1 protein-coding gene is annotated in these 2,323 nt (G+C 30.7%); it reads right to left on the bottom strand.

Going from position 1 to position 2,323, the window contains the following annotated elements:
* Window positions 1–182 precede the first annotated feature (182 nt).
* Window positions 183–1,073 carry a YicC/YloC family endoribonuclease gene (locus tag CKF59_RS06750; RefSeq protein ID WP_245959288.1) on the bottom strand — a complete coding sequence of 297 codons (891 nt, stop codon included), beginning with the start codon at window positions 1,071–1,073 and terminating at the stop codon, window positions 183–185.
* Between the last annotated feature and the right edge of the window lie 1,250 nt (window positions 1,074–2,323).

The raw sequence follows: 2,323 nt of genomic DNA on the forward strand, positions 1-2,323 counted from the left end.
CTTGTGAGATGAAGCATAAGCCGAGTCATAAACCTCCAAAGCAAACTTTGTGGTTCATGTCACCACAATAAGAAAAGCAATAAAAAAAGGGCTGGCTAAGCAAGGCCACCCCTTTAACTTTGATCACATCATGAGTCAGATATGATCACATCACATAAAAAATGTATCCAAAATAATTATCATTATTCAATATTTTGGATTTGTTCGCGCATTTGTTCAATATAGGTTTTTAAGTTTACCGCACGGTTAATAATATTAATATCGGTAGATTTTGAACAAATAGTATTAGATTCACGATTGAGTTCTTGCATTAAGAAATCAAGTTTACGTCCAACTTGTTCATCAGAACTTAAAAGTTTGGTAATTTCACAATAGTGAGAATTTAAACGATCAATTTCTTCTTGAATATCAGCTTTTTGAGCTAAGAGAAGAATTTCTTGTTCTAAACGAATTGGATCTACCGTGACATTATCTGAAAGTTCTTTGACTTTAGCTACGAGTTTGCTATAAGCTTGTTCTTTAGTAGCACGTGAATATTGGCAAATTTCAGCTGTAATTTGTTTCATAGTGCATAAGCACATTTCTAACACATCATGGAGACGTTTACCTTCGGCTTCACGAGCTCGTTCGAGCTGATTAATTGCTTGTTCAAAAGACTTAACAATTTGGGCTTTGAACTCATCCGTAAAGTTACGCCCGTCATTACCAGTAAAAGCTGAATTTGAAAGTACTTGATCAAGATTTACTTGTACTTTAGCAAAATCACCTAATTGACTATTAAAAGTAGAAGCAGCTTCTTTAAAGTAGCTTACTAATTCTTGTAAACGTTCAGGAGATACTTCAAAACTGCTTTTTAAGCTACGATTTTTAAAGTATAAAGAAACATCCATTTTCCCACGACGAATACGTTCTTTAGCTACGGTACGTAAGTCTAATTCAATGCATCTTAAGCTTTCAGGAAGCTTAACTGTCATATCAAAGAAACGATGATTTAAAGTTCTTATTTCCCAAACGACTTGATAATCTCCAATCATCAATTCATTTGACACAAAACCGGTCATGCTACGTAACATACAATTTTTACCTTTTGCTTGTTAAATAATTGTTTTTTGCTGTAGCTAAGAACGAAAAAGAAGATCTAGCTTCATATTTTCTTAGCTCTTGCTATTATATCCTTTTTTTTTATAAAAGTTAGAAAAATGAAGAAAAAAAATTAGATCTTAGGCAAAATGTGAAGCAAAACAGGAGATAACCCGTGTAAATAGTCAATTACTAAAAAAGAGAACTTGGGCAAAGTTCTCTATAAAAATTTTTATTTGTGAATTTTATACCAATATACAACAGATAAGAGATAAGTTTATCTTAATTGAAGAGATCTTTTAAGCTGAGGAGGTTAAGTTAGGCAAATTACCTCTAAGTTAAAAGATTACTGCAATAAGTGTAAAAAGTTCACGTTAAGAAAACTGTAAATTAGGCAAAGGAGTTTTCTTAAAGCGAGGTCATTATAGAAATTTTAAGTTGCTTCTGTCTAGCTTTTCTCAAAAAAAGATTTTCTCACTTAAATCTAGCAACTGATTGTTTTTTGTAGTTTTTATACGTAAGACTTGCATTTAAACAAGCTAATGCCGAAAGAGAAAATTGATTTAAGTATCTCTAAACTAAGCAAAATCTTACCTTAAGTAATTGAGGCTTTTAGTAGGTTATTCTGTATAGAGTTTTATAATATGAGCTTATTTTGTCTAGAGCAGAAGATTAAAGTTAATGGAGTTTAGTTTAAAAAGTAATAAAGAAAAGAATTGAGAAAGAAAAGAACTAAAAAAGTAGGGAGACAAAGAAGTAACAGCTGGAATGGAAATGCCAAAATGTGAGGAAAAGAAAGAAGAGAAGAAGGAGAAATAAGAGAAAGAGGAGAAGTAAAAAAGAAGCTTGAAAGGGTAAATTAAAAAGGGAAATAAAGAGCAGAGTAACAAAGAAAAGCTAAGAGCTATTTAGGAGTTATTCTTTAGTGTTCAGGTATGCCATGACAAAAAGTAAAACTAAAAAAAAGCTGAAGTGACGTCTTCAGCTTTACTTATTCCAAAACAATATTATAAATAATCTAAAGATAGATTATAGTTTGAGTTATAAAATTAGAAAATAATATACAGAAAAAGATAACAAGTAAACTTCTCAGTTTACTCCCCTAACTTTATAAGGTTAAAGTCAGAACCTGTAAATTCGGTTGGGATATTACTTCTTGTATTTTATCTAGAGAACAATCTGTAATTCTTACCAACATGTTTTTTCTATATATGTTAATTTTATAAGCAGTTAGTTGTTTATT

The organism is Psittacicella gerlachiana (assembly GCF_003585965.1).
GTDB classification, from domain to species: Bacteria; Pseudomonadota; Gammaproteobacteria; order Enterobacterales; family Psittacicellaceae; genus Psittacicella; species Psittacicella gerlachiana.